This window comes from Leifsonia sp. Root1293, assembly GCF_001425325.1.
Taxonomy (GTDB): domain Bacteria; phylum Actinomycetota; class Actinomycetes; order Actinomycetales; family Microbacteriaceae; genus Orlajensenia.
Genome location: NZ_LMEH01000002.1, coordinates 686,593 through 708,075, shown reverse-complemented (window position 1 = coordinate 708,075; position 21,483 = coordinate 686,593). Strand labels below are relative to the sequence as shown.

At 70.7% G+C, this 21,483-nt stretch carries 13 protein-coding genes; 3 read left to right on the top strand and 10 right to left on the bottom strand.

Going from position 1 to position 21,483, the window contains the following annotated elements; genetic code table 11:
- Window positions 1-4: 4 nt before the first annotated feature.
- Both eccB and ASC59_RS15130 read left to right on the top strand, forming a co-directional pair.
- Window positions 5-1,330: a type VII secretion protein EccB gene (gene eccB / locus ASC59_RS15135; protein WP_055824649.1), complete on the top strand. Its 1,326-nt coding sequence runs from the start codon at window positions 5-7 to the stop codon at window positions 1,328-1,330.
- Window positions 1,327-2,643: a S8 family serine peptidase gene (locus ASC59_RS15130; protein ID WP_055824647.1), complete on the top strand. Its 1,317-nt coding sequence runs from the start codon at window positions 1,327-1,329 to the stop codon at window positions 2,641-2,643. Before eccB ends, ASC59_RS15130 begins: the two co-directional genes overlap by 4 nt.
- Before the next feature lie 33 nt (window positions 2,644-2,676).
- Here ASC59_RS15130 and ASC59_RS15125 read toward each other — a convergent pair whose 3' ends face one another.
- From ASC59_RS15125 to ASC59_RS15085, 9 genes are all read right to left on the bottom strand, one after another.
- Window positions 2,677-3,387 (bottom strand): hypothetical protein, encoded by a 711-nt coding sequence (locus ASC59_RS15125; RefSeq protein WP_157488168.1) that lies wholly within the window; start codon window positions 3,385-3,387, stop codon window positions 2,677-2,679.
- Entirely contained in the window at window positions 3,384-4,226 is an 843-nt protein-coding gene (locus ASC59_RS15120) for a PP2C family protein-serine/threonine phosphatase (protein ID WP_055824643.1), read from the bottom strand. The genes ASC59_RS15125 and ASC59_RS15120 overlap by 4 nt, the downstream gene beginning before the upstream one ends.
- Window positions 4,223-5,776, bottom strand: a complete 1,554-nt coding sequence (locus ASC59_RS15115) for a DUF5684 domain-containing protein (protein ID WP_055824641.1) — start codon at window positions 5,774-5,776, stop codon at window positions 4,223-4,225. The genes ASC59_RS15120 and ASC59_RS15115 overlap by 4 nt, the downstream gene beginning before the upstream one ends.
- Window positions 5,773-8,277 (bottom strand): transglutaminase-like domain-containing protein, encoded by a 2,505-nt coding sequence (locus ASC59_RS15110; protein WP_055824639.1) that lies wholly within the window; start codon window positions 8,275-8,277, stop codon window positions 5,773-5,775. Before ASC59_RS15110 ends, ASC59_RS15115 begins: the two co-directional genes overlap by 4 nt.
- Window positions 8,274-9,644, bottom strand: a complete 1,371-nt coding sequence (locus ASC59_RS15105) for a DUF58 domain-containing protein (RefSeq protein ID WP_055824637.1) — start codon at window positions 9,642-9,644, stop codon at window positions 8,274-8,276. Before ASC59_RS15105 ends, ASC59_RS15110 begins: the two co-directional genes overlap by 4 nt.
- The gene (locus ASC59_RS15100; protein ID WP_055824636.1) at window positions 9,641-10,606 is read right to left on the bottom strand and encodes an AAA family ATPase; all 966 of its coding nucleotides are present in this window, start codon (window positions 10,604-10,606) and stop codon (window positions 9,641-9,643) included. The genes ASC59_RS15105 and ASC59_RS15100 overlap by 4 nt, the downstream gene beginning before the upstream one ends.
- Before the next feature lie 55 nt (window positions 10,607-10,661).
- The gene (locus ASC59_RS15095; protein ID WP_055824635.1) at window positions 10,662-16,730 is read right to left on the bottom strand and encodes an Ig-like domain-containing protein; all 6,069 of its coding nucleotides are present in this window, start codon (window positions 16,728-16,730) and stop codon (window positions 10,662-10,664) included.
- Window positions 16,730-17,860: a serine/threonine-protein kinase gene (locus tag ASC59_RS15090; RefSeq protein ID WP_055824633.1), complete on the bottom strand. Its 1,131-nt coding sequence runs from the start codon at window positions 17,858-17,860 to the stop codon at window positions 16,730-16,732. The genes ASC59_RS15095 and ASC59_RS15090 overlap by 1 nt, the downstream gene beginning before the upstream one ends.
- 61 nt (window positions 17,861-17,921) lie before the next feature.
- Complete coding sequence (locus ASC59_RS15085; RefSeq protein WP_055824631.1) at window positions 17,922-18,962, bottom strand: FHA domain-containing protein; 1,041 nt, start codon at window positions 18,960-18,962, stop codon at window positions 17,922-17,924.
- A gap of 76 nt (window positions 18,963-19,038) precedes the next feature.
- Between ASC59_RS15085 and ASC59_RS15080 the strand changes: the two genes are divergently transcribed.
- A complete protein-coding gene (locus ASC59_RS15080) occupies window positions 19,039-20,430 on the top strand; it encodes a cryptochrome/photolyase family protein (protein WP_235492750.1) in 1,392 nt (463 codons plus the stop codon).
- 32 nt (window positions 20,431-20,462) lie between these two features.
- On the opposite strand, the gene ASC59_RS15075 is transcribed toward ASC59_RS15080, so the two are convergent.
- Complete coding sequence (locus tag ASC59_RS15075) at window positions 20,463-21,434, bottom strand: ArsR/SmtB family transcription factor (RefSeq protein ID WP_055825717.1); 972 nt, start codon at window positions 21,432-21,434, stop codon at window positions 20,463-20,465.
- Window positions 21,435-21,483 lie beyond the last annotated feature (49 nt).

The following is a 21,483-nucleotide window of genomic DNA, read 5'->3' as shown; positions in this document are numbered from 1 at the left end:
CCCGATGGCGACCAAGAAGGACCTCATCGAGGCGCAGGGATTCAGTCGTCGGCGCCTGCTCTCGGCGTTCACCGGTGGAGCTCCCGGTGGCAAGGAGCTCGATCCGGCCAAGCCGTTGCGCGCCGTCGTCGCCGGGGTCGCACTCACCGCCATGGTCATCCTGGGCGGGGTGTTCTACGGCTTGGTTCGCCCGGGTCTCCCGCAGGGCTGGGAGGACAACAGGCTGGTGCTCGTCTCGGACACCGGCGCGCGCTACCTGACCGTCGGCGGCGAGCTGCACCCCGTCATCAACACGGCCAGCGCCCGACTGCTCGTTCCCGCCGGGGACTTCTCCGTCATCAGCACCGACCAGGCAACCGTCGCCGACATCACCGTCGGCGGCACCGTCGGCATCGTGGGCGCCCCCGACGATCTGCCGGCCCCGGATGCCCTCATCTCCGACGGCTGGACGGCCTGCGTCACCGGCCGCGCTCAGACCACTGTAGGTATCAGTGCAGCGCCCATCGCCACGAACGCACCCGGCAGCGGCACCGTCGTGACAGTCGACGACGAGCTCTTCGTCGTCGCCGGCGAATACCGCTACGCGATCGACGATGACGACGCGAACGCCGTGCTCCGCGCGGTGGGACTCGGGGCATCCGCACCGATCGAGGTCGACGGCCGGTGGCTCAACCTGTTCCAGCCCGGAGAGGACCTGTCGCCGTTGCGGGTCGAGGGGACCGGCGACGCCATCGACGGCACCGATCTGCGTGTCGGAACGGTCGTGCACCCCGAGGGCAGCGACGACGACGAACGGTACATCGCGCTGGCCAGTGGCGAACTCGCCAAGCTCACTCCTCTCGCCTACCAGCTGCAGCTCCTCGGCAACAGTGACGGCGAGGTCATTGACGTCAGCCCCGCCGAGATCGGCGACCTGCCGACAGCCACCGACCCAGCGGGCGGTCGCGACTGGCCGACCGACGTGCTCGCGCCCGTTGACGCGGAGCGCGTTCCCTGCGCCCTCTCCGAGCTCGCCGATGATGCCGCGACGACGACACTGGCCACGGCACCCGCTGCCGACGTCACGGGCGATTCCGGCGGATCCATCGGCGTCGATGTAGGCGCTGGATCGCTCGTGCGCACCGGACCGGGCGCTCCGGCCTTCCTCGTCGACGGTTCCGGCACCGCCTACGCCGTCGCCACGACCGATTCCCTCGAACGCCTGGGGTACGCGGGAGCCGACGTCGCCGCTGTCGTGCCCGGATGGCTCGACTTCCTGCCGACGGGTCCCGAGCTCTCCCCGGAGGCGGCCGGAGCCAGCCCCACCGTCGAGGCCGCGAGCGCCCAGTGACGCGCGGACGTACCGGTCTCGCCGTTCTGCTCGGAGGCCTCCTCGCCGGCGGCCTGGTGGTGTCGCCCCCGGTCGGGGTGGCGCCGGCGGTCGCCGCAGACGAGGTCTGCAAGCCGGGCAATGTCGTGTACTCCGCCGAGAGGCCTGCCGCCTTCTCTCTGCTGCAGGTGGATGCAGCCTGGCAGCGCAGCACCGGCGAGAACGTCGTCGTCGCGGTCGTCGACTCCGGCATCGATGCCGGTAACCCGCACCTCAAGGACGCCGTGATCGGCGGCGTCGACCTCGTGGGCGACGGCGAGAGGTCGGACGGACTGAGCGACCCCCAAGGACACGGCACCGCCATCGCCGGCCAGATCGCCGCCCGCAAGATCCCCAAGTCCGGCGTCGTCGGCCTCGCGCCCGACGCCGAGCTGCTGTCGGTTCGCGTGTTCCGTGGCACGGACGAGGAGTCGAAGCGCGACGGCTTCGGGCCGACGACGGCTCGGTTGGCCGCCGGCATCCGGTGGGCGGCCGAGCACGATGCCGACGTCATCAACGTGTCCCTCAGCGAGGTCGACGGTTCGGCCGAGCTCGAGGCGGCCGTCGCGGCCGCCCACGACGCCGGCAGCCTCGTCGTCGCCAGTGCCGGCAACAGGGCGACCGCTGAGGACGCGCGCGACGGTGCTCGGTATCCGGCCGCCTACCCCGGCGCTCTCGGAGTGACGGCGACGGATGCATCCGGCACCGTCACGAACGACTCGATCCACGGCCCCCAGGTCGACCTGGCCGCCCCGGCGCAGTCCGTCACGACGTCGGCGACGGGAGCCGGCGACTGCGTGTACGCGACGGAGGCGCCGTCATCGAGTTTCGCCACGGGCTACGCGAGCGGTGCCGCCGCCCTCGTCGCGGCCGCTCATCCGGCCGAGGGGCCCGCCGACTGGGCCTACCGCCTGATGGCCACAGCCGCGCGTACGGATCCCGACCAGCGCGACGACATCGCCGGCTGGGGACTCGTGCAGCCCGCGGACGCGATCACGCTGCTGCCCTCCGCCACCACACGTGGGCCGGCCAGCCCCTTCGTCGACACGGCGGGCAGTGCCGTCCGGCCGCCGGAGATCACCGTCACCCCGAGCGACGGCTCGTCGGCCTTCGCGGCCACGACCGCCGCCGCTGCCTTCATCTCCATCGTCGGTGCGACCCTGCTGGGCATCATCGCCACGGCTGTCGTGCTGCGCCGACGCCGTCGAGCCGACACCGCCGCTGAGACCGCCCCGGCATCCGACGGACCGCCACGGCTCGGCTTCCTGGATCGTCCCGCGGACGAGGAGTACTGAGACTCCGACCGCCGGTGCGACGCTCGAGCGACCTCAGCCCGCCAGCAGGATCGCGAGCGTCGCCAGTCCTGCCACCGAGATCGCGGATGCCGCGACGACGGCACCGACGGCGATGAGGCTCATCCGTCTGGCCTCCCCCTCGACCGACAGCAGGCTGCCGTCGACGACGCGGGTGGCCGCTGCCGTCGGGGCGAGCTGAGCCGGCGGAGCCGCTGGAGTCGGCAGAGCGCGTGGACCATAGGGTGCGACGGCGCCGGGGCCCGGTGCTTCGATGGAGGTGCGTACCAGGGCGGGGTCGAGTGGTGCCGGCCTGAGCGCACGACGGCCTCGACGCACGAGCGGCGTCTTCTCGCGCGCCGGGGCCGGCGGACGGAAGAGCGGCTGCTCGAGGTCATGCGCTGCCCTGTCGACGACGAAGGTCCCGTCGTCGAGGGAGGACTGCTGGCGGTCGACGACAGCGGTGCCGTCGTCGGCACCGTCGTCAGGGGACCCAGGCGACCCGTCGTCTGCCCGATCGACGATGACGGTGCGCTCATCCTCGTCGTCACCGCGATCCACGACCACGGTGCGCTCATCCTCGTCGTCACCGCGATCCACGATCACGGTGCGCTCGTCCTCGTCGTCACCGCGATCCACGATCACGGTGCGCTCATCCTCATCGTCACCGCGATCCACGATCACGGTGCGCTCGTCCTCATCGGCGAGGACCGGTGCGTCGTGCTCGTTGGCGCCTGACACGCTCACACGCCCGATCGCACGGGGATCGTGGTGTCGTCGATCATGGAGTCGGTGAGGCCGCTTCCGGTGAGCCTGGCGCCGGTGGTGTCCGTGGGCTCGCCCGTCGCACCCCCAGAGACGACGTCGAGCACGATGACGGTGATGTTGTCGCGACCGCCGGCCCGGTTGGCGCGCTGCACGAGGGCCTCTGCCGCAGAGTCCGGTCCCCCACTCATGGTGAGCGTCGCGCGGATCGCCTCGTCGTTCACCTCGGAGGTGAGTCCGTCGGAGCAGATCAACAGCCGTTCCCCGTTCGTCACCGGCATCAGCCAGCTGTCGGCGGTGCTGTCGGGTGCACCGATGGCACGGGTGATCACGTTGCGCTTCTCGAAGGTCGCGAGCTCGTCCTGGCGCATCCGCCCTTGGTCCACCAGTTCCTGGCCCAGCGAGTGGTCCACGGTGATCTGCTCCAGCTCGCTGCCGACGTGGCGGTAGACCCTGGAGTCGCCGACGTTGAACACCAGCCAATGCGGCCTGCCGTCGTGCTCGACGATCGCGATGCCGGCCACGGTGCTGCCGGCGCCACGCCTCGTGCCTGCCGAGACCGTGTCGACAGCGTCATCGGCCGCGCCGAGGGCGTCGCGCACCTCGTCGAGAGTGGTGACCTCGTCACCGGTCACGAATTCCCGGAAGGCCGCGACGACGGCCTGGCTCGCCAGATCGCCGGCGTCGTAGCCGCCCATGCCGTCTGCCACCAGGAAGATGGGCTGCCGGGCGAGAACCGAGTCCTCGTTGGCCTGGCGCTTCTGCCCGCGGTCCGTGACTGCCGCCACGTTCACCACCACGCGCTGAACTGATGCCGTCACCGGGTCTCCTCCACGAAGGTCACACGCATGGACACCTTGCCGAGCACGAACCCGTCGGCGACGGAGACGGCGACGCCGGGGTCGACGAGCACCTCGCCGCCGTGCTCGTCGTAGAGGAGCACTCCGTTGGTCGATCCGAGGTCGGTCACCGTCCACTCGCCGTCGTCCAGGATGAGCCTGGCGTGGGTCTTCGAGAGGGTCCGCGTCTGGTCGGGCACGGCGAGGGCCTGTTCCCCGGGGTCGGCGGCCACGGGGTTGCGTCCGAGCACAACGCGCGGAGAGGTGAGGTCGAGCTGCGTGCCGTTCTCGAGGGCGAGGCGCCAGCGCACGCGGGGTCGGCGATCCACCACGACCGTCGCCTCGAGGTCGTCGTCCGCCTCGGCAGGGTGGGCAGCAGGAGGACGCCCGGCGGTGATGACGGTGTCGTAGTGGCCGAAGTCGTCATCGTCGTCGGAGGCGTCGTCGAGGACGGGCGGCGTGAAGAGTGGAGCCTCGGCCGGAACCGAGGGAGGGGCGACGACAGCCCGTGCCGCAGGACCAGAGGCCGCGGCGAGCGGGGCCGGAGCCGCTGGTGCGACCGGCGGAGTCACCGGCTGAGCGACGACGGGCAGCGGGCTGACCGGCACGACAGGTGGCGCAGTCGCCGGAACAGGCTCGAAGAACACCGGCGGCGAGGCGATCACCGGCGGTGCCGACGGACCCGACGCGGCCGGCTCCTCGGTGCGAGGAACGACGGGAGGGGCGGCTGGAGAGACGGCGGGCGGAGCCGTGCGCGGGGCGTCGAGCGGGGCCGCGGCTGCCTGCTCACGGGGTGCCCACGGGTTGGTCGCGTCGACCGCCGGAGCCGCATCCGTCGCGGCCTGCTGCACGGAATCCGACGCGGCGAGCGAGCCGGCGCCGGCTCTCGCAGCGGGCTGTCCCATGGTCTCGGCGATCGACAGTGGTGCGACCGGCGGCAGGTCCGGTGCCTGCTCGGCTGCCGGGGCGGCGACCGGGACCACGGAGGCGGCGGCGACCGCAGCGGATGAGGAGGCACCGGCATCGGAGGCGGGCACCCGGGGCGGGATCGCGTAACCCGAGGCGTCGCGAGGGGCAGCCGCCGGCTCCAGGAGCGGGCCCACCCGCTCGCTGAGCGTCGGTACCGACTGCATCCGCCCGCGCTCGGGGTCAGGGGACGTGCTGCCCCAGGCGAGCAGAGTCGCCCAGAGCGGACGCAGGAGCACGGCGAGCACCGTGCTGCCCGCACCTCGCCCGAACAGCACGTTGATCCTGTGCGTGGCGATGACGAACAGGTAGATGCCGTAGAGGTTCACGATCGGGATGAAGAGGAAGACCACCGACCAGGCCGGAACACCACCGCGGGAGTACACCTCGGCAGTGTTGAGGACGGGAACCCATCCCTTCCACGACTCGCCCCCGAGACGCTGGAACAGCCGGGAGAGGGCGAGGGCGTCCCACACGTAGACGGCGATGCCGATCAGGGAGAAGACCACGACCATCGCGACGAGCGCTCCGATGACCGTCGACGGATCCGACGTGGCTGTACTCATGGAGCGATCTCCTTGCGCATGCTGAGAGGCACTGTGATGGGCCGGTTCGAGGTGCGGATGCGAGCGATGAACGATCGCAGGGTGAGGGCTGTGCCGAGGCGCTTCCAGAACGACGAGCCGGCACGCAGGGTCTGACGCTCGTCGTCGACGATGCTCCAGGCGGAATCGGCGTCGGCAGTGCTGGGCGGATGCTCCGAGAAGACGGCCCTGTCGACCTCTCTGGCCAGCTGCCCGGCCGCTGCACGACCGGCCGACCTGGCGAGCAGCAGCCGGCTCGGCAGCCTGTCGAACGGCACGTCGGCGTCGGAGTAGGCGTCGACGAGTTCCTCCCAGGCGCCGACGATCCGCACCTCGGGGTCGCTGGCCCCACGGCGGAACCGGCGCCGCAGCACCTTGGCCAGCACGATGGCCGCGACAGGGAGCAGCAGGAGCAGGAGTGCCAGCGCTCCGATGGCGACACCGCGGACGACGGGCCAGAATCCAGCAGCGGTCCCGGCGTCGTCCCCCGTCGGAACCACGTCGGCGTCGCTCGCGTCGCTCTGCGCCTGCGGCGGGTCGACGGCCTCGCTCTGAGCGTCGTCGGGAACCGTCGGGTTCTCGGGCAGCTGCTCGCCCTCGGTGATGGCTGTCGGGGCCTTGGCAAACTGCGGCGTGACGTCGAACGGCACCCAGCCCCCGCGTGGATCGCGCACCTCCACCCAGGCGCTCATCTGCGAGCCCGTGCACACCTCGGTGCACACCGGGATGCCGGGCACCTCCTCTGCGGCCGGCAGGCGGATGCCGACGACCACGCGCGACTGGAATCCCCACTCACGGGCCAGCAGGGCGGCGGCGACGGAGAACTGCTCGTCGTCGCCGATCGCCGCGACCAGCGTCGCATCCTTGGCCTTCTCACCGGCCCGGCGCTGCTGGTCGACCAGCGAGGTGAAGAGGGTCTCGATGCGCGCTCGGGAATGCCCGGCGTAGCTCGAGATGAAGCTGTAGCGGCCGTCGGCCTTCAACGCCTCGATCCAGCTGGTGGAGTCGGCATCGTCGAGCAGGGCGTGGCTCAGGTAGCCACGGGCACGCAGTCTGTCGATGATCTCGGCCAGTCCGGCGCCGGTTCGCGGCAGTTCCTGCAGCGACGCCCACTCCAGCAGTGCCGGGTACTCGTCAGGGTCCAGCCCGGTCGCGGCCCCCGTGGCCGAGTCGAAGTCCGCCGGCGCCTTCTGCTCATCGGCCGTCAGGGTGTACGAGTCCCCGGGAACGAGTCCGAAGTCATCACCGGCCGGGGCCACGTCCACGGCTCCCCCTCCATCGGCGGCGATGGCGAACCCGTCGTCGAGGGCCTCGGCGCGCGGACCGGCGAAGTCCGGTGCGGCGGCGAGAGCAGACGGCGAGAGCACCCAGACCCCGCTGTATCCCTCCCCGATCCGCACTCCGAGGTCGATGCGGTCGTCGCCGGCTCCGGCCGATCGCGGCAGGCGGGAGAATCGGGTGTCGGATGCGACATGCACGGTCTCGCCGTCGTAGTCGTCCAGCACGGCGAGCGGAACCCTGCCGACGCGCTCGACGTCGCCGGAGACCCGGAACAGCTCGGTGTCGAAGGAGTCGACGCCGAACCAGCCGCGATAGTCGCTCAGCGGGCTGGGCTGCTTCTGCACGACGATGCCGGGGTCGATTCCGTCGCGCAGCGCGTCGCGATCGGCGAGCTGGGCCGCGGCCGGGGCGACGGCGATTCCGCCGACCAGCGCGACGACGATCAGGCCGACGGCCAGGGCGTTGCGGCGCACGGCGATCCAGACCGACCCTCCGCCGCCGCTGATGGTCCCGCCGCGGGCTCGGGCCAGAGCCCTGGCCCGCACCAGCCTCGATCGGCCGAGCAGCCAGCCGACGGTGAGGAGCAGGGTGAGCACGGCGAGGAGCAGTTCGCGCGGAGCAGGCAGTTCGATGCCGAACAGGTCGGCGGCCGGGCTGGTCTCGCTCGAGCCGAAGGCCACCCCGAACAGCACCATGGCGACGACGGGCAGGGCGGCCAGCGGTGTCCATCGGTCGTCACGCAGGACGAGGATCGTGCCGAGGAGGGTGCCCACGAGGGTCACGATCAGGAAGGGAACGAGCACCGCCTGGTACTCGCCGAGCGGAAGGTCGAGGGTGAGCAGCTGCTTCCAGCCCACGACGACTCCGACGATGCCGTCCCGGATGCCGCGGGCGATGCCGGGGATGCCGGTGACCGCTGAGGGAATGGCGACGGGCACCACGACGACGGCGTACGCGGCGACAGCGACGAGCGCGGTGAGCAGGGCGCCGGTGATGCCGCGCCAGGCGAGGCGACGCGCCAGCAGGGCGATCCCTCCGCCGATGACGGCGCCCACGACGGCCACGAGCACGACGCGCCAGGACTGGTACACCGGCCAGGCGGCGACGGTGGCGAGCACGACGCCGAGCACGAGGTAGCCGAGACCCCACAGCTCGATGGCGCGGTCGGTGCGGCGCTCCCGAGCCGCGAGACGCCGGCTCATCGGATGGCTCCTCTGGCGAGGAGTTTGGTCAGGTCGTCGAGGGCACCGATCGTGATCACGGTGATCTCGCGGGCCGTGCGGATGCTGGGTTCGGCCCCGGGCTCGCAGCGCACGGCGACGGTGCGGATGCGGGCCGGCAGGGTGATGGCGGCCTGGCGCATGCGCGTCAGCGGCATCCGTGATCCGGTCACGAGGAAGGCGATCGACAGATCGGGGAAGCTCTGGGCGGTGAGGGCCGTGACGGCCTCGAGTCGCATCACGTTGGCGCGGGACTCGATGGCGGCCATGCCGTCGAGCATGGCCTTCGGGGTCTGCGTCGGAACGGTGTTGATGCTCATGACGGCATCGCGAGAGAACTCGGGAATCGGGGCACTCACCGCGACGAGCACGTCGCGGCCCTCGCGTACCCCGTTGAGGCCGAGCGACGAGGCAGCGCTCACGGCCATCTCGAACTCGTCGTCGGTCTCGAACTCGGCCGTGTCGAGATCGAGCAGGATGGCGATGCGAGCGTGCCGCGACTCCTCGAACTGACGCACCATCAGCTTGCCCGTGCGGGCCGTCGCCTTCCAGTGCACGTGCCGCTGCGAGTCGCCGATGACGTAGTCGCGCACGGCGTGGAAGGACAGGTCCGAGTCGGTCAGGTCGCTCGTCGGTGTTCCCTCGAGGTCGCGGATGAGACCGGCGCTGGTGCTCGGAATGGCCACGGTGACGGGATGGACGAAGACCCTCTGCACGTCGGGCCAGCTCATGTCACGGTGCAGGATGCCGAGGGGGTCGCCGCGCGAGATCGTCATCGGACCCACGTCGATGACGCCGCGACGCTCGGCCCCGATGGTCAGCTTCTCGCGGTGCTGGGCGCCGGCGCGCAGGAGCGGAACGTGCACCTCGACGAGCCCGCGCCCGACGGGGATGTCGACGACGCCGGGCAGCGACGCCCTCTCGCCACGGTTCACCAGGTCGAGGTGACCGGCGACCGTGCTGCCTGCGACGACCCTGTCGCGCTCGAGCACCAGCTGGAGCCTGTAGTCGTGGGCGCCGAGCAGGAACGGCACGCAGGCCAGCAGCAGCAGGGCCGCGATCGCTGCGACCACCCAGGCCTCGACCCAGCCGAAGCCAGCCCCCGCGATGACACCGCCGATGACGGCGACGACCAGCACCAGCCCCGCCGGCGAGACGGTCTCACGGGTCCACTCCACCGCACGCCGCAGCGCGCTCGCGCCGACCCGCGTCGCCCGACGCACGCCGAACACCGCGCCGGCCACGGCGCCGCGCCGGGTCTCGGCGTAGCGCGTGACCGTCGCTGCACGCGTGCGGGTTCCCGTCGCAGCCGAGGTTCGGCTGATGCGGGATTCGGTCGGAGAGCTCACGCAGCCCCATTCTCACGCGGCGGGGTGACGTCGAGCAGGATCTGCCCGATCACGGCGGCAGCGGTGACGCCGTCGAACTCCGCCTCCGGCTCGAGCACGAGGCGGTGGCTGAATGCGGGGATGGCGAGATCGCGCACGTCGTCGGGGGTGACGAAGGTGCGGCCGTGGGCAGCCGCCCAGGTCATCACCAGCTTCGACAGGGAGATGGCTCCACGCACGCTCACGCCGAGGCGCACCTCGGTGGCCCGACGCGTGGCGTCGACGATGCGCATGATGTAGTCGGAGATCAGCGGGTTGACGTAGACGCTGCGCGACATGTCGGTCATGGTCACCAGTGTGTCGGGCGAGACGATGCCGGTCAGCTCGCCCTTCGGCTGGGAGACACCCTGCAGGATGCGGAGGGTCGCGGCCTCATCCGGGTAGCCGATGCTGGTCTTGATCATGAAGCGGTCGAGCTGCGCCTCGGGCAGACGGTAGGTGCCGCCCTGTTCGATCGGGTTCTGCGTCGCCAGGACGAGGAAGGGATCTCCGACGGCACGGGTGACGCCGTCGATGGTCACGTTGCCCTCCTCCATGACCTCCAACAGCGCCGACTGCGTCTTCGGGCTGGCGCGGTTGATCTCGTCGGCGAGCACGATGTTGGCGAAGATCGGGCCGGCGTGGAACTCGAACTCGCCCTTCTTCTGGTCGTAGACCGTGATGCCCGTGATGTCGCCTGGCAGCAGGTCCGGCGTGAACTGGATGCGCGAGTTCGTTCCGGTGATGGTCTGGCCGATGGCGCGCGCCAGGGCGGTCTTGCCCGTGCCGGGGAAGTCCTCGAGCAGCACGTGCCCCTCGCTGATGGCTGTCGCCAGCACCAGTTCGACCACGTGGCGCTTGCCCAGGATGGCCTGCTCGACGTTGTCGGCGAGCAGCGAGAACGTGTCGGTGAACCAGGCGGCCTGCTCGGGGGCGATCGTCATGCTGTTGGGTCCTCTCGAAGGATGCTGGGGAAGTAGGGCTGCCTGCAGCGAGTCGTCACGGGGTGACTGGTTCGGCCGGGGGCGTCTCGGTCGGCGTCGGCTCCGGGGTCGGATCCGGCGGTGGCGGCGGAGCGCAGATGGGAACGGTGTGGGTGATCCCCTGCAGCGGCGCGAACGAGCCCGTGAACGTCACGGTGAAGTCGGCCTGCAACCTGTCGGCGGAGAAGGTGAAGCCGGACACGGCGTAGGAACCACGCGCTGCGGCGGAGACCGACACGAGGTCGCCCGGGTTCGTGGTGTCGACCCAGCAGCCGTCGTCCTGGTTGTTCGGATCGTCGAACTCCACCGAGACCGTCGTCGGCACATTGCCCGAGATGCCGGTCTCGCCCGAGCAGTACAGCCCGAAGTTCTTTCGGCACTCCCGCGCCTTCACTGTGCCGGGCCCGCCGTCGTCGGAGAGGGAGAACTCGTCCCGCCACTGGCCGTAGAGGTAGTACTGCATCTCGAAGCCTCGGCGAGCCTGGAGCGACGGCCCGCGCTCGAGCCCGTAGCTGTAGTTCAGGTCGCCGCCCTCGGGTGTGGTCGCGACGGCGTAGGTGTTGTCGCCGGACGGCGCGTCGACCGCCACGAAGGTGAGCACCTGGGTCGAACTCGAGGAGGCGACACCGAAGCCGTTGCTGACGCAGGCCTTGACCTGGTAGACCTCGAACTCGGCCAGCCCGGCCAGCGTCGGGCCGGCACCCTGCACCTCGCCGCCGGAGATGGAGAGCGATCCGCCCTTGCCGTTCACCCGGCACTGCGGCTCCCCGCCGTTGCGCCACGCGACGTAGAGGCGCTCGACCGGCTTGGCGCTTCCATTGGCGTTGACATCTGCTCCGCCGACGGTGAGCGAGGAGTTCGTCGCCGCCGACGCGGTCACGCCGTTGGTGATGATCGGGCTCCCGGCGCCTTCGACGGTGACGACGACGGATGCTCCGTCGGTCGAGCCCGAGATCGGGGGCTGGAACCGGCTGATGGGCACGATCGTCAGCACCTGGGTTCCTGGAGCCAGGTCGAGGCGTTCCGTGGTCGTCCTGCCCGAACGGTTGATGGTCTGATCGCGCTCGAGAATCCGGAACGCCTGGGTGTCGTCCGAGGAGGCCACCGTCAACTCGACGACGGCGTTGTTCGGTGCCGTGCGGCCGTCGACGTAGACGGGAACCGCCGATGCATCGCCGATGCGTGGAGCCTCATATGCCCACGTCGTGACCGAGGAGGTGTCGCCCGATTCGCCGACGGCATTGACCGCCCGCGCCGTGTAGTCGTGCTTCTCACCGTTGGCCAGGCCCGAGATCGTGCAGGAGTAGACGCCGGCCACCGAGGGCGAGCAGTCGGCGGACTGCTGGCGCCCGCCGCTGTAGACGGCGACACCCGTGAGCTCCGGATGCGCCCTCGCCGCTTCGCCGAGCGCCACGTCGAGCGTCACGCTCGAGCCCGTGTACGACCGGGTCGAGATGGACGACGGCCGCTGGGGATAGCCCTGCACGTCGATCGTGAGTTGTCCGGTTCCCGTGCGTCCTTGGGCGTCGGCCACGGTGAACGGCACCACGCACTCCCCGCCGAAGGCATCCTGTCCCGAGGGGAAGACGGCACTGACCGCGGTGTCACCGGATGCCGCGACAGTGGCCACATCGCAGGCCACCCCGCCGCCCGAGCCGATGCTCACGAGCTTCAGGCCCGCGCCCGTCTTGCCCGAGAACGGGTCGTACTCCCCCGAGACACCCACGACGGGGACCGAGCAGGTGCCCGCGCTCACCGTGCACTTCTCGGTGAAGTTGGCACCGCGCGGAGCGTCGACCGGGGCGACCCCGACCACCAGCGTGATCGCCGCGCTCAGGCCGCCGAAGGCCGACACCGACACCGTCGCCGTCTCGCGGGTTCCCGGACGTGCATCCGCCCTCGCCTCGAACGAGACCTCGGCCCCGTTCTGCGTCATGACGAAGGAGGCTCCGTCGTAGGCCACGCTGTAGTCGAGCTTCGACCTGTCGCCCTCGCGGTCGCCCTCCCAGGTGGTCATGGAGTCGTAGAGCGCGACGGTCTCGGATGCGGCCGGCGCGATCGTGCGCGAGAGCGCCGACAGGATGGCCTGCGGGTTCTTCGGCCTGATGGCGACGGGCACCACGACGTACGACCAGGTCGACTGCCCGTCGATGCGCAGCGGCACGAGGCAGGAGTCGATCCAGGGCGCCTCGCGGCCTGCGGAGTACACGGCGTCGTCCTTGCCGCTCGCCGTGCAGGTGGCAGCAGGGCGCTGGGTGGTGAACGCGCCGTCGCGCAGTTGCACGTCGTCGGATGCCGGCAGGTCGACGAGGTCGCGGACGTCGATCGTGGCCGACTTCTCCTCATCGACTTGCACCGGGTCGATGGCCGACTTCAGCTGAACGCGCATGTTGTCGAAGGCGGGGATGCGCAGGAATCCGTAGGAGACGACGACGTCGCCTGCCGCATCCGTGGCCGTCACCTGGAAGGGAACGAGATCGCCCTTGGCGGGCAGCGAGCCGGTGATGCGCCATCCGTCGACCTCGTAGCGCGATTGCGCCCTGTCGCCCCAGAGGCGAAGTTTCAGCCCCGAGACGTCTCCCGAAGACCACGTGACCTTGCCCGAGAGCACGTCGACGCCCGAAGTCGACAGGTCGCCCCGGGTCCGTGCCGTCAGCACCGTGTCGCTGACGATCGGGTTGTCGGCGCCGACCTCGTCGCTCACGGCGACGACGATGAGTCCCTGTGCCGTGCTCGACGATGCATCGGAGCGCACGGTGTAGACGTAGGAGTTCGTGCCCGTCACTTCGCCGGCGTTCAGGAGCACGCGTCCGTCGGCGATCGACGTCTTGGAGTCGATCAGGCGCTCGAGCCTGTCGTACTCGCTGGTTCCGGCCGGGGCGTTCGGCTCGAGTGCGATCAGTTCGAGCTCGCCCTGGGCGGGGTCGCGGTCGTTGTCGAGGGGCTGGATGCGCACGGGAGTCGCGGCGCCGCTCTGGACGCGGGCGAAGTCGCTGAAGGTGACCGGAGCGGTGTCAGCCAGCTCGGAGTCGAGCACGCCCACTCGCACGACGCCCGATGCCTCGGCACCGTTGGAGTCGCGCACGGTGTAGCCGAAGCTCAGCTGGCCGCCCGGCACCGCCGAACCCGGAGCGGTGTAGACGATGGCGTTGCCCTCGGCCGAGACCGATGCGGTGCCGGAGTTGACGGGCGGCTGCTCGGTGCCGACCAGGATCACGGCATCGCCGTCGGGGTCCACACCGTAGGAGGGCACCCTGATCGAGACGCTCTGCCCGGTGAGCACGCGGGCGCTGAGCGCCTGCGGCTTCGGAGCACGGTTGGCGCCGGGCGGCAGCACCGTCACGGTGATGGTGGTGTTGTCGGTGCGCGACGGGTCGGACTCGAGCGCGACCGAGTAGCCGATGTTGTAGGTGCCCGCCTGCGACGGCGCGAGGTAGCGCACGCTGTCACCGGCCGCGAATGCCAGCTCGCCGGCAGTGCCGGAGCCCGCCACCTCGGGGCTGACGACGAGTCTGGCGCCGCGCGGACTCACATCGTTCGCCGTCACCGGGATGCGCACGAGCGCTCCGGCCCGCACTGTGACCGCGTCGGGAAGGGCGATCGGTGACACCGCCGAGACGCTGGGGGCCAGGAAGACGGCGACGGAGCCGGTCACCGCGGCTCCAGCGCCATCGGCCACCGTGACGTTCGCCCGTCCGATGAGACCGGGCAGACCGTCGGGGGTCGAGCCGCTGACCCGCAGCTGGGCAGAGTCGACGACGCCGACGTTGAGGGCGGCATCCGTGCTCTCGGCCGACGACAGCACGAGCACGCGACCGGTCGTGTTCGACACGGCGCCGAAGACGTCGACCGAGGTGTCCTCGCCGGCACGCACGAAGGCCGTGAGCGGTGCCATCGCCAGGGGTACGCCCTCGCCGACCACGGTCAGGCGCACGATGGCCGACTGCTCGGACTGCGAGACCGTGTCGACGACGGAGTAGGTGACGACGTACTGGCCCGGCTCCGATGCGCTCAGTTCGATCTCGCCGGCCGCGGCGTTCGGGGAGACGATGAGACCCTGCTCCGAGGTCGAGGAGGCGACGGCGTCGACCAGCCGGAACGATCCCGATCCACCGGTCACATGGTCGGCGACGGCCACCGAGACGGTCTCATCGACCGCTGCCGTGACGGCGACTGGCGCGGCCTCGAGGGTCGGGGAGCCGGTCACGACGACGGAGAGGGTCTTCTCGGCGCTGGCGCCGCCTGCGTCGGTCACGGTGACCAGCACGTCGACGACTCCGTCGGCGCCGTTCGGGTCCGAGTGGCGTACGGCCACCCGGCCGTCGGCCATGGGCACCACGGTCACCGGAGCCTCTGAGTCGACGGTGCGGGCATCCGAGAGGATGACGGGATCACCCTCCGGGTCGACCCAGGCGTTCAGCACGGGGACGATGACGGTGCCTCCGGGCAGCACCTGCGGGGTCGGCCAGTCCTGCTGGCACGCCTCGACGCCGCACCACGCGGGGGCGGTCTGCTCCTCGGGTGCCTTGACGCTGAGGGTGACCGTCGCCGGCTTCGAGGTCGCGGTGCCGTCGGTCACGGCGTACTGGAACGACGTCTCGCCTTCGCCCGCCTTCACGCGCACGGCGAGCGACTGGCCCGACGCCACGACCGAGACGGCACCGAAGCCCTCGTCGCTCAGCCCCGTGACCGAGGCAGGATCGATCGTCAGGACGTCCTTCTTGTTCGGGTCGTGATCGTTCAGGAGCACCGGCAGCAGCACGAGCTGTCCGCTGCGCACGCCGAAGGCGTCGTCGACGGCCACCGGGGGCTCGGGCTCGGCCACGTCGTCCACGACGATCGCGCCCTCCTGCTCGTCGTCGTCCTCGTCGACCGACCACTCGTCGCGCGGGATGGCCTCCCCATCCGGCAGGGTCCAGAGCAGGCCCGACGTGGTCTCGTTGAGCACCGCCCGATCGCCGTTGGAACGGATGACGGGGTTGACGGCCTCGGCGTTGTCGAGGGCGTCGTCGGGGATCGTGAGGGGCGTGGTCTCGCCCGTCGAGCGCGACCAGATGGCCCCGACCGACGTGCCGACCCAGGCTGCGTGGGCGTCGTCGCCCACGACGACGGGTTGCGCCGGCGTTCCCGACGCCTGGGCGATACGCCTGGAGGTCGCGCGCTCGAGATCGAGTTCGACGAGGCCGTTGCCGTCGGCGATCAGGGCGGAGCTCCCGTCGTCGCTTCCGGACTGGAGGAGCGCCGCGTCGTCGACATCGACGTCGACGGGAGCGTCGCGGTCGGAGATCCAGGCACGGCCGCCCGAGAGCAGCACCCAGCCGTCGCCGACGACGCTGAGGGCGACGGCCGCGTCGGCCTCCGGCGCAGATGCCAACTCGACGGGCGACCCGAGGAAGCTGCCCGTCGTCGCGTCGTAGCTGCGCACGGCCTGCTCTTCGGCCGAGTACAACGCCACGAGACCGGCCGGCGAGACCGAGACCGCGTCGGCGACGTAGGTCGCAGGTTCAGCATCGCCGTCGGCACCGTCCCCTCCATCGGCCGGACCCTCGGTGGGGGCGGCGGATGCCGCCTCCTCGGCGAGCGGATCGATGGGAGTCACGCTCGCGTCGGTGCCGACGCCGCCGAGGTACACCTGGCCCGTGTCGGTGCGGTAGAGCACGTGGGACCCGGCGGAGACGACCTCACGGGTGCCAGCCGGAGTGCTCTCGGCGGCGCTGGCCGGAGCATCCACCTCGGCCTCGGCGTCGTCCGCCTCCACGAGATCGATCGGGTTCGCGGCATCGATCGGCCAGCGCTGGCGGAGGCCCTGGCTGTAGACCGAGCTGGCCGCGCCGGCCTGCACGACCTCGTTCGGGTCGTCGACGGCCCGCACCGTGTCGATCTCGGCGAGGTCTGTGTTCACTCGTGCGTACAGCCCGGAGTCGCGGGTGACCCAGACCGACGACTCGACCCGGGGAACCTCTGTGGCCTCGTAGCCCTCCGCCGTGACGGCCAGGGTGACCACGACGCCGAGCACGGCGATCGACGACACGGCGGCGATGATCGCGGAGCGCGCCGGACGACGCGTCGTGCGAGGGGTGCTCATCACAGCGCTCCGGTGATGAACAGGGCCGCGACTCCGGCGACGGCGAGGAGGCCGGCACCGATGCCCGCGCCGACCAGGCCGGCGCGCAGTGCGGACGGCTGGGCTGCCGCAACGGGGATGCCGTCGCGATCGACGACCCCGCCGTCGCCCTGCTGCATGGCGCGAGCGGCACGGCGCGAGTTCTTCTCCACCGTGGTGACGACGGGACCGCGCTGGCGGGTGTCCTTGAAGCGGATGGGGGACGCGGCCGCCCACTCGGGGCTGGCGACGTCGAAGGAGGTCGACGGGATGCCGAGCTCGTACTGGGCCCAGCGCAGCTGCTCGGCGAACTCGGCCATCGATGCGAAACGCTTGGCCGGGTCGCGGTGCATGGCCTTCGAGAGGATCTCGTCGATGCGCGGGGGCAGGCCGTCGACAGGCAGGGCCGTGTAGCGCGCGGCCGTGATACGGCGCACCAGCTGTTCTCGGGTGTTCTTCTCGCGGGTCGACGCCTCGAACGGACTGCGACCGGCGAGCAGCGTGTACAGGGTGGCGCCGAGGCTCCAGATCTCGCTCGGGACAGAGCCCGACACCCGCTCCTGCAGCACCTCGGGCGCGCTCCACGGGATGGACATGGCGAAGATCTCGGGCACCCCGTCGTCGGCCGAGACCGCGGCCGCGATGCCGAAGTCGGCCAGGACGGGCGAGCCGAGGGCGTTGATGAGCACGTTCGACGGCTTGATGTCCCGGTGGAGCAGGCCGGCCCGGTGCGCGGTCTCGAGCGCCCCGGCGATGCGCACTCCGGTGTCGAGCACCTCGACGATGTCGAGCGGCTCCTTCTTGTAGCGCGCGCTCATGGTGTCGGGGCAGTACTCCATGGCGAAGTAGGGCCGCCCGTCGGCGGAGATGGAGGCCTGGTAGATGGTGACGATGGCGGGATGGGCCGAGAGCTTGGCCATGATGTCGGCCTCGACGTTGAAGGCGCGGCGCACCTCGGGGTTCAGGGCATCGGCGAAGAGCACCTTGACCGCGGAGACGCGGCGGGGCATGTCCTGCTCGTACAGGAAGACGTCGGCGAAACCGCCGGATCCGAGAGGACGCACGTAGCTGTAGCCCCCGATGACCGGCGGTGATGACACCCGTCTGGCCACGTGTGGATCGCCTTTCTGTCAGCTCGGGCTGCTGACAGTCCCGACGTGCTCGAGGCGGACTCTACGTCGAACGCCCCTGGACGGCAACACGGTAGGAATCCCCCAAATCGAGTATATCTCCGGGGGACAGGGCCATCCTCCCCCCATCGTGGAGCAGACGGGGTGGTCTGGAGCGTGCGTAGACCACGGTTCCGTTGGTCGAATCGAGGTCGTGCGCGGTGAGAACGGCACCATCGAGGTCCACCTCGATGTGCACTCCCGAGATCTCCCGACCGGGTGAGGGAACGACGATGTGCATGGCGCCGGACGGGCCGTCCTTCCACGGCCGACGACCGAAGACCACCGGCGGCGCGATCGGTGTGCCGTCAGGGAGCAGCAGCGTCCAGCCGGATCCGGGCGGCGTCGCCGGGGTTGCGGGAGCGACGGGCGCGACGGGCGCGACGGGCTGCTCGAGGTCGACCGCCGGCTCGAGGTCGACCGCCGGTTCGAGCGCCGGCTCCGCCGCCGGCTCGACCGCCGGCTCGATCGCCGGCTCCGGAGCGACGGATGCCTCCGGCGACGCCTTCGCCGAACGCTCCAGGTCGATTCGTGTGGGAGCAGCGGGAAGCCGGATGGGCCGCGTGTGCAGGTGCGCCTCGGTGGCACGAGCGAGAGCGACCGGCCGTTCCGCGACGCCGATCATCGAGGTGCGCACGACTCCGTCGCGCACAGGCAGGCAGTCGACTCCGTCACGGGCGTCGAGCGCCAGTCGCAGCCTGTCGACGCCGACGGCCTCGCCGATGATCCAGGTGGCACCGGGAGGGCCGCTGAACCGCGTCGATGATGTTCCGGTCATGGTCACATCGACGTCGCCGCTCACGGCGACGTGGAAGGTGCGCTCGGTCGGGTCGATGACCTCGACGATCGCGAACGAGAGTTCCGGGTGGTCACCGATCAAGACGTCGAGCGCATCGGCGAGATGGGTCTCGTCGTCATCGAGCAGCGCGTACACGCCGGCGCCGAGCGCGGAATCCGCGTCAGGTCCGAGCAGGCAGATGAACCGGTCGGTCACGATGCCGAGACCGGATCCGCCGTCACCGCCCACTGAGGAGTACTCGAACACGATCCGACCCTATCGAACGCGCAGAATGGGAGGGTCGCGAATGTGGCGCTTCCGACCCGAGCAGAGGACGACTCCAGTGCAGCATTCCCCCGAAGCTCCGGCCATCGTGTGGCTGCGAGACGACCTGCGCGTCGCCGACAACCCCGCGCTGAACGCGGCTGTTGGGCGCGGCGGTCCCGTCGTGGTGCTCTTCGTGCTCGACGAGGAGTCGGACGGCATCCGTGCGCTCGGCGGCGCGAGCCGATGGTGGCTGCACCAGAGCCTGTCGTCCCTCGCCGCCTCACTCGACGACCTCGGCGCGCAGCTGGTGCTGCGCCGCGGCCCTGCGGCAGAGATCGTTCCTGCCGTCGTCGCCGAGACCGGTGCGGCCGCGGTGTTCTGGAACCGGCGGTACGGCGGGGCGGCGCGCGCCATCGACACCGAGCTCAAGGCGACTCTCCGGGCCGACGGGCTCGAGGTGGCGAGCTTCGCGGCGTCGCTCCTGTTCGAGCCGTGGACCATCCGCACCGGAACGGGAACCCCCTACTCGGTGTTCACGCCGTTCTGGAAGGCCTGCCGCGACGCGCCGCCGCCGCGCGGGCCGCTGGCGGCGCCGTCGGAGATCGACGGCTACACCGGCCAGGTGGCATCCGACGCCATCGACGACTGGGCGCTCGAGCCGAGACGACCCGACTGGGCCGGTGGCCTCCGAGAGGCCTGGACTCCCGGAGAGGCTGCCGCGAGCGCCGCCCTCGACGACTTCCTCGCCGGCAAGCTGGCCGCCTACTCCGGCGAGCGCGACTTCCCGGCCGAGGATGCGACATCACGGCTCTCGCCGCATCTTCGCTTCGGTGAGATCAGCCCGTACACGGTGTGGGAGCGGGCGACCCGCGCTCGAGCGGAACTCGGTGCCCCTGGCGCAGAGGGAACCACCCGGTTTCTGACCGAGCTGGGCTGGCGCGAGTTCACGCACCACGTGCTGTTCTCCGCCCCTGACCTCGCGACGGTGAACTGGCGACATGAGTTCGACGCCTTCCCGTGGCCGCCGCTGGACGAGGGTGCGCTGCGCGCCTGGCAGCAGGGCCGCACCGGGCTGCCCATCGTGGATGCCGGGATGCGCGAGCTGTGGACGACCGGAACCATGCACAACCGCATCCGCATGGTCGTCGCCTCGTTCCTCACCAAGAACCTGCTCATCGACTGGCGGCACGGCGAGCAGTGGTTCTGGGACACCCTGGTCGACGCCGACGAGGCGAGCAACCCGTTCAACTGGCAGTGGGTAGCCGGATCGGGAGCGGATGCCGCTCCCTACTTCCGCGTCTTCAACCCCGAGTTGCAGGCCAAGAAGTTCGACGGGCACGGGCAGTACGTGAAGCGGTGGGTTCCCGAGGTCGGGACCGACGCCTATCCGGACCCGATCGTCGATCTCGGCGAGACGCGGCGCGCGGCCCTCGCCGCCTACGACGTGGTGAAGAACCAGTCCCGCTGATCCGCTGATCGATTGGCGCCGGGGCCACCCCGCTACTCGAGCACCGCCGACGCCGACGCCGTCAGCAGCGCCGTGCCCAGCTCGCTGCGGAAGTACAGCACGCTGTGCCCGTAGCGCGTCGATGTCACCAGCCCGGCATCCCGCAACGCACGCAGATGCTGGTTCACTGCCGAGGTCGTCACGTCGAAGCGCACGCCCAGTTCGGTCGATGACGCCGGCTCGGCGAGCGCCGTGAGCAGGCTGGCCCTGGCCTCGCCGATGATGCCGGCCACCGCCGCCGGGTTCGTCACCTTCTCCGTCTCCCACAGCGCGCCCTGGCCCCGCGCCGGGTACATCACCATCGGTGGCCCGCTGCCCACGGGAGCGGAGGCCCGCCTCGTGAACATCGTCGGAACCAGCGTGAGCCCGAGACCACCGGTCGCCACCTCCCGATCGACGGGATCGCGCAGCCGCACCGACACCACGTCCTTCTCGTACGACACCGTCGACGAGATGCCGTTCAGCATGGCGGCCAGCCCCGAGTGGGCGATGAGCCGACCCCGGTAGGTGACATCCGCTTCGAGCACGGCTCGCATCCGCGGCCAGTACGGCGCGAAGCACTCGTCCCAGAGTTGCTGCAGCGCACGCATCATGCGCGCCACGGCCTCGCGCGGCGGCCCGGCGAGAGCATCCGGGATGCGCCCGTGCACAGCCTCGAGACCGCGATGGAATGTCGCCGTCCGAATGCGCGCCAGTGCCTGGAACTCGTCGTCGATGCGGGTGAGCGGCGAGCTCGGCCGGGGATTGAGGAAGTCCGGCGTCCAGAACCTGTCATCGATGAGGGCGAGCAGCGTGTCGAGGTCGACCCGGGATCGCGCCTCCTCGGTACGACGCAGCCACGACAGCTGCAGCGGGAAGGCCGACGGATCCTTGATCGCCCGCAACGACAGCCCCAGCTCGCAGAGCGGCGACAGACCGAAGTGCACGCCGCCGAAGTCCGATTCGGTGAGTCGGTAGCGCAACATGTAGAAGAACGCTACATCACTGTGATGCATCCGTTCCGCCGACCATGAT

Excerpts from the sequence above, each read along its gene's own strand:
- eccB (WP_055824649.1), top strand. The coding sequence starts at position 5 with ATGGCGACCAAGAAGGACCTCATCGAGGCGCAGGGATTCAGTCGTCGG.
- ASC59_RS15115 (WP_055824641.1), bottom strand. The coding sequence starts at position 5,776 with ATGAGTACAGCCACGTCGGATCCGTCGACGGTCATCGGAGCGCTCGTC.
- ASC59_RS15110 (WP_055824639.1), bottom strand. The coding sequence starts at position 8,277 with ATGAGCCGGCGTCTCGCGGCTCGGGAGCGCCGCACCGACCGCGCCATC.
- ASC59_RS15100 (WP_055824636.1), bottom strand. The coding sequence starts at position 10,606 with ATGACGATCGCCCCCGAGCAGGCCGCCTGGTTCACCGACACGTTCTCG.
- ASC59_RS15095 (WP_055824635.1), bottom strand. The coding sequence starts at position 16,730 with ATGAGCACCCCTCGCACGACGCGTCGTCCGGCGCGCTCCGCGATCATC.
- ASC59_RS15075 (WP_055825717.1), bottom strand. The coding sequence starts at position 21,434 with ATGTTGCGCTACCGACTCACCGAATCGGACTTCGGCGGCGTGCACTTC.